The organism is Nostoc sp. NMS7 (assembly GCF_017115085.1).
In the GTDB taxonomy this organism is placed as follows: domain Bacteria; phylum Cyanobacteriota; class Cyanobacteriia; order Cyanobacteriales; family Nostocaceae; genus Nostoc.
On record NZ_JABXKJ010000128.1, the window covers coordinates 1 to 5,963 of the forward strand.

The window sequence follows — 5,963 nt, forward strand, 5'->3', positions numbered from 1 at the left end:
TGATTAAAGTGAATGTTGCTCTCTGGTTTGGATGGGAGTCACAGCCGGAATATGACGATTGGCATTGGGGACTGGGGTATTTTGGAGAGGAATACCGACAAGACTGGAATGCACCAATGGGAGCTTGTGATTGGTCAGAAATCTGTACTCCCGTCAGTTTTCTAAAATGGCAATATGGCATCGGTGAAAACTCGAATTATTAGTAAAATTTATCCAATATACGAGGGAGAAAAATTCTTGACCGAATATGATTACCTTCGCGCGTTTGTTATGGATCGATTTGATTCTGAGGTAACAACAGAAGTAGATCCACTTCATGATCAACACAAGCTTTTGCTTTTGCAGAAGAATTACCTAGAGGCAGCTAGATTAGAAACTCTTCGAGATAGAGTTCTGCAAGAACTTTACATCAAAAGAGCCAGGGCTGAAGAAATTATCAATTGGCTTTCCCTTGATAATCAGCTACGACGTGAGTGTTGTATATCTAATGCTTTACAAGACGAAAATTATAATATTTTAGTTGCGGAGCATCGGGATAGAGTAACGAGGTTTGGGTTAAATTACATCAAACTTTTATTGGAGTCCACAGGTAAAAAGTTGGAGATTGTCAACGATGCTGAGAACGGAAAAGATGAATTAATGCAAGATTTAGTTTTAGTGATTACATCATTTGTACAACGTATTTATGAGTTAAGGAGAGCCAAGCGTAAAACTGAGAAATTAATTGCTGACTTAAGAGCAAATGGAGAAGACGATGAGACTCGTTGAGCGACATATAATTAAAACAAGTCACGTTTCATACAAAGAAATAAATGATTTATGTTGGCGCTCAAAAAACCTGTACAACTATGCTAACTATTTGGTGCGCCAGTCATTTATCTTTGAAAATAAGTATCTGAACAATGTTGCGATATTTCATCTGGTAAAGCAGCATGAATCTTATCAAGCATTACCGCGCAAAGTTAGTAATCAAGTGTTGATAGTCTTGCATAGAAATTGGAAGTCATTTTTTGAGGCAACAAAAGCCTACAATCAAGACCCGTCAAACTTTTTAGGTCGCCCTAAGCTTCCAAAATACAAGGATAAAGAGAACGGTCGTAATATCCTAATTTATGAATTGGGTGCGATTTCAAAGCCAGCACTGAGAAAAGGTATCGTCAAACTATCTCAAACGAACATTGAAGTTTCAACCTCAGTTAGTAATGTTAGAGAGGTTAGAGTTATTCCCAAATCTGGGCAGTACGTTGTAGAGGTTGTTTACGAAAAGGAACCAGAACCAAAAGAGTTAAATCAAAGTTGGGTAGCGGGTATTGATATTGGATTAGATAACTTAGCGGCGTTAACTTCAAACAAACCTGGGTTTAAACCAGTACTTGTTAATGGACGACCGCTAAAGTCAATCAACCAACAATACAACAAAATTAAGGCTAAACTCCAATCACAGTTGAAGGGAAATGCTAAGAGTTACCGGAGAATCAACGCCCTAACTTCTAAACGAAATAACCGAGTCGATAATTATCTGCACAATGCAAGTCGATGGATTATTGACCATTTGGTGTCCGAGGGAATTGGGACACTGGTTATTGGGAAAAACGAGCAATGGAAACAGGAAATTAACCTTGGTACAAAAACTAATCAGAACTTCGTAAGTATTCCTCATGCTCGTTTTATTGAGCAGTTGCAATACAAAGCTGTGTTAGTTGGTATGACCGTTTTGGTTGACGAAGAATCCTACACTTCTGCATCCTCGTTCCTTGATTTAGATCCAATTCCCGTTTACAAGAAAGGTGAAAAACATACTTTTAGTGGTAAACGAGTTAAACGTGCTTGGTACAAATCCAAGGATGGTAGGCTAATTCATGCAGATATCAATGGAAGTCTGAATATCACAAGAAAGGTAGTCCCAGCGGCTTTTAGCTTAGGGATAGAGGGTATTGCAGTTTACCCATTCCGCTTAACACCGGGAAAAGTGGCTTGAGGACATTTGTCCATAAAGTTATTAACTGTACAACTTATTGCGATGTCAGAGCAGGAAAACTATGACTACTCAAACTACAAATATTAATCTTGATTCACCTAGCTTAGTGCTTGACACTATTTTCGTTTGGAAAGGAGCCGGACATGAACTACAGCAAAGTAATCCAAAGTACTGGGATAGTAAATGTCATCTGCTAATTTATCAAGAATATTCCATGCCGAGCATTGTCTTATGTTCGGATTTAGATGAACAAGACACGGGGACAAGCATTACTAATTCTGCGGAGGGTCTAGCTACATTGATTTGGCGAAAATACCAGAATACTGTGTTATCGGCTCGTCGCTGTTTGGGGGATAATTTTCTATTTATCGAGCATTATCCTCGCAATAAAATAACTAAAAACGAAGAACCAAAAGATTTTTCTTTAGTGCAATTTAATTGGGATGGTCAACGTTTTAGCCAACCACGTTGGAGTCCTTTAACTCCAAACATTGTGCTGGCTTTGATTCAACAGCATAAGGTCAAAGATTAAAACTGAAAGCGCGATTGCATTCAATCATCAGTGTGCGATCGCTAAAAGTGTTCATTTCTCAGATATGCCACCTGGACAGGGAATTTTTTTCAATTCACATCATCTCAAAATCGTAGAGTCATAGTCAAGATTATGCCAACAAAATCTGCTCATTCCATCCCTACCGACCAGTCGTCACACCAATGCTTACAATACCTCCGTCGTTGCGGAGGTAGCGCACGATTGTGCAGTATAAACTTTAGTCTTAGTGTGATTCAAACGTTGGTCAATCAAAAGTTGGTAAAGATTAAGAATACTGGTGCGGGATTTTTTGTTGAATTGGAGGATGCTAAATGAAAACACAAAAAGCGACTTATCAATCATCCTTGCCTTTAAACACTCGTAATAAATTAGTTCTACGTCGGACTCGAAAAAGATTCAACCCCAGGATTTTCATCGATCGCACCATAGAAACAACTGCAATTGCATCCCTACTTTTTACCGGATTTGCAGGAGTAGGAGCAATGGCTTGTTGGGGACTGGAGATTATGGAGATAAATGCTAATCCCAACATAATCATCTCTGGTTGGGAGCAACAGAAAAATATCTGCCTGGGTGCAATGTTGGTCAGTTTTTCCGCTTTCTTGGGCAGTTCTCTAGTCGGAGCAAGTTTCAGTATTCAACGGGATAAATTTTAGGCAGAGAAACGGACAATGAAAGAGTACAAAACCAAACATGGCGGCTACAAAATTGAGAGTACTGAATTATCAGATGGTGCTGTGGATGTTCATGTTGGGAAGCAGGGCTTTTTGAAAACAACTTGGGCATCACCTTCAACTCAAACTTTTGACAATCATACACAAGCTGTTAGCCACGCAAAGAAGGCTATTGATAACGGCGAAATCGATTCAGTTTTTCAACGTTAAAACACACCAATGGAAATTAAGTTAACTACTTCAGAAATTTGGGCTAGATTGCAGGGTTGGGTAGCCCAGAACTTGTAATAGAATCGAAACCAAAACCAATAGTAACGATTTACGACTTCTCTTTTTTGTTATTGAAGCACGAACCACCCAAAAAGCAAAAATGAACACAAAACAATTCATTCTTAAATCTGCCATTGGAGTTTTCGCATTTTCCACTATTTTGAGTGGCTGTGTCATAGTTTTCGGGCAAAAGAAACCGAACTATTTCAACATCACAATACCTGCAAGCGCAGCGAAGCTGGCTTTGTGTTTCAGCATGATGGGAACTGGGTTGACCATGTTTATTGGTAGTCGGATTGAGACAACGCAATTTGAAGAATCACTAAAACCCAGACCTGTTCCTCTTCCGTGCCGAGGTTGCAAGCATTTCCACGGGGTTGTCTACAACGGCGTAACACTCAATTGCGCCGTTCATCCCAAAGGCTGGCAAGGTGATAAATGCCCCGATTGGCAAAGCTTTCACTATCTAAATAAGGAGCAATAATATGACATTCACTTTGGATAATCGCTCTCAAAACAAAGAATCGTCTCTGACAAAAGCATTACGGCAAATACAGCAGTTGAATTCCAAGATTCAGGAGTTAGAGCAGCAGCATCAAGACTATGTGCAGAAGCAACAGAATTTGATTGGTGCCATCGCCGAGATTTGTATTTCTCCGATACAGGAAGTACAGGCGCTGCGGATTCTGATTTATAGGGGAGAAACAGCTTGTCGGCAGTACTTGCGTTCGGTGTTGGTGAAACAAAGTCAGGCTTCAAAAATGACCACAGGACAAATAAAAAAACCCACTTCAATTAAAAGAGCCAAAAACCAGGGTTTTCTGCAAAATTCAAAAAAATGAATTTTCTTTCTCATAGAGGCGCGGAATCAGTCAGGGCAAGGGATTGAGCAGACCATGAGACAGCTATTTTAACGGCATTACTAGAGTTTTGAGCCTCATCTAAATCATTCGCGTGTCTCAAAACCTTGATGCTACCGTGTTTGAGGTCGAGCAGAGTCTCATGGTCTGCTTGCTTTTTAACTAGGGCGCAAAAATTGTGATTCGGTATCGCTGCATCAAAAGGCATCGGATGAAAGATTTTATAAGTAATTGCATTATGTCAAACAAACACTTATTGAAGGTGAAACGGATTCATCCTAAAGAATTTAAATTGAAGCACGGATTATCGGTGTCCGAGATTCATGAACTAAGCGACTATCCACCAGAAACTCTTAAGCACTGGTTAGCTGACGAGCATAGTAGTCGTTACCAACAACCAAAAGAATCTGTCTTAAATCATTTTGGTTTACTAGATTTATATTTAAGTACTTCTTAAATCCAAAAAGGTCACACAGACACTACCCGCTTTGACGCGGTTTTTTTATTATAAAAGAGCAAGGTCAATAAATAGTCAATTGACAGTCATAGAACAATGCTTATTGATATCAACGTGGATATTCACATTGACATCAACATTGATATTAACGTTGACATCAATATGACATTAATATTGATACGAGTGTGACGCGGATATTGACTAACTTTTTGAAACTGTTGATACGGATTTGACATTCTTAATGAAATCAAAGTGGAGAGAACAACTTTTTAGCTATCAACCAAGTCAATCGGGGGCAAATCCTTTAGTTCTACCAATGTCAAAAGCAAAAGCCGCTAAGATTTTAGGCATTTGTTACCGCACACTAGAACGATGGGCAGAGGTCGCGCCAATCATCCCAGAGTATAGATTAATACTTGTGAGAATGAAGACTTTGACCCAAGAAAAAAAATTACGTGCGCCACCAATCACGCCTTATCAGGTATGGGTCATCGGTAAGATTGGGGAATTGTTCTCTGACATTACTCAAGGGATTGATAAAAAGGCTTTTGTGGAAATCATCATCGAAGCGCATAAACACGAATACACCCGTGCCGAATTTGAGAAAGAACAACTTAGATTTACATCACAAGTATTAGGAGAGATACATCATGTCGGATAACACATTTACTCGCGCAGAATTGTTTGAATTATTAAGTGCTAGTTATAGCCCACAACAAATTATTGCTGGATTAGAACAGCTTGCCGCATCAGATCCAACAGTTGACCCAAATGCAGAAGAATTTCCTGTAGAAATCAGCGATCGCTTAGAAAGGTTATTCAATCTAGCGCAAGCAACCCTCGACAAATCGAAGCTGTTAGGAGGTAGCGGCAATTTAGCGAATATACAGACGGGAGCTATGGACATGGCCACTGAACAATTACAACTTGTTGGAGTCAGCCGGGAAACGTTTAAAGCATTCTTGGACATTGTGGCAGGTAAGACTGTTGCCCAAGCGCTGGCAGTTCATGAGTTTGAGCAAGAATTGTTCGATGAAATCACGAGTGAACTTGATGCTCGTTCATTACAGCGACGCACAGAGCAAGGTTTTGATGAAATAGCGTTTATTTATCAACTGGCTAAAAATCCCGAAATCAGGCAACAAATTACCCAAGAGTACGGGTTAAAGAC

Annotated in this window: 12 protein-coding genes and 1 pseudogene; 12 read left to right on the forward strand and 1 reads right to left on the reverse strand. The window is 39.6% G+C overall.

The features are described from left to right. From HWQ38_RS13250 to HWQ38_RS13290, 9 genes and pseudogenes are all read left to right on the forward strand, one after another. Nucleotides 1–203: pseudogene (locus tag HWQ38_RS13250) on the forward strand (hypothetical protein); the annotation flags it as partial. Nucleotides 204–237: 34 nt separating this feature from the next. Beyond that, nucleotides 238–768: a hypothetical protein gene (locus HWQ38_RS13255; RefSeq protein ID WP_292794121.1), complete on the forward strand. Its 531-nt coding sequence runs from the start codon at nucleotides 238–240 to the stop codon at nucleotides 766–768. Further along, the gene (locus tag HWQ38_RS13260; RefSeq protein WP_292794123.1) at nucleotides 755–1,978 is read left to right on the forward strand and encodes a transposase; all 1,224 of its coding nucleotides are present in this window, start codon (nucleotides 755–757) and stop codon (nucleotides 1,976–1,978) included. Before HWQ38_RS13255 ends, HWQ38_RS13260 begins: the two co-directional genes overlap by 14 nt. A gap of 61 nt (nucleotides 1,979–2,039) precedes the next feature. Then, nucleotides 2,040–2,510, forward strand: a complete 471-nt coding sequence (locus HWQ38_RS13265) for a hypothetical protein (protein WP_292794126.1) — start codon at nucleotides 2,040–2,042, stop codon at nucleotides 2,508–2,510. Between the two features lie 132 nt (nucleotides 2,511–2,642). Beyond that, nucleotides 2,643–2,846, forward strand: a complete 204-nt coding sequence (locus HWQ38_RS13270) for a hypothetical protein (protein ID WP_292794128.1) — start codon at nucleotides 2,643–2,645, stop codon at nucleotides 2,844–2,846. Then, a complete protein-coding gene (locus tag HWQ38_RS13275; protein ID WP_292794131.1) occupies nucleotides 2,843–3,187 on the forward strand; it encodes a hypothetical protein in 345 nt (114 codons plus the stop codon). Before HWQ38_RS13270 ends, HWQ38_RS13275 begins: the two co-directional genes overlap by 4 nt. Before the next feature lie 15 nt (nucleotides 3,188–3,202). Continuing rightward, on the forward strand, nucleotides 3,203–3,415 hold the full coding sequence (locus HWQ38_RS13280) for a hypothetical protein (protein ID WP_292794134.1): 213 nt from the start codon (nucleotides 3,203–3,205) through the stop codon (nucleotides 3,413–3,415). A gap of 160 nt (nucleotides 3,416–3,575) precedes the next feature. Continuing rightward, nucleotides 3,576–3,959 carry a hypothetical protein gene (locus HWQ38_RS13285; RefSeq protein ID WP_292794137.1) on the forward strand — a complete coding sequence of 128 codons (384 nt, stop codon included), beginning with the start codon at nucleotides 3,576–3,578 and terminating at the stop codon, nucleotides 3,957–3,959. Between the two features lies 1 nt (nucleotide 3,960). Next, nucleotides 3,961–4,317 (forward strand): hypothetical protein, encoded by a 357-nt coding sequence (locus tag HWQ38_RS13290; protein ID WP_292794140.1) that lies wholly within the window; start codon nucleotides 3,961–3,963, stop codon nucleotides 4,315–4,317. A gap of 10 nt (nucleotides 4,318–4,327) precedes the next feature. On the opposite strand, the gene HWQ38_RS13295 is transcribed toward HWQ38_RS13290, so the two are convergent. After that, a complete protein-coding gene (locus HWQ38_RS13295) occupies nucleotides 4,328–4,543 on the reverse strand; it encodes a hypothetical protein (protein WP_292794143.1) in 216 nt (71 codons plus the stop codon). Between the two features lie 30 nt (nucleotides 4,544–4,573). Between HWQ38_RS13295 and HWQ38_RS13300 the strand changes: the two genes are divergently transcribed. From HWQ38_RS13300 to HWQ38_RS13310, 3 genes are all read left to right on the forward strand, one after another. Beyond that, nucleotides 4,574–4,792 (forward strand): hypothetical protein, encoded by a 219-nt coding sequence (locus HWQ38_RS13300; protein ID WP_292794146.1) that lies wholly within the window; start codon nucleotides 4,574–4,576, stop codon nucleotides 4,790–4,792. Nucleotides 4,793–5,033: 241 nt separating this feature from the next. Further along, nucleotides 5,034–5,453: a hypothetical protein gene (locus HWQ38_RS13305; protein WP_292794149.1), complete on the forward strand. Its 420-nt coding sequence runs from the start codon at nucleotides 5,034–5,036 to the stop codon at nucleotides 5,451–5,453. Beyond that, nucleotides 5,443–5,963: hypothetical protein (locus HWQ38_RS13310; protein ID WP_292794151.1), on the forward strand; the 521-nt coding region annotated here is incomplete at its 3' end. The genes HWQ38_RS13305 and HWQ38_RS13310, both read left to right, overlap by 11 nt.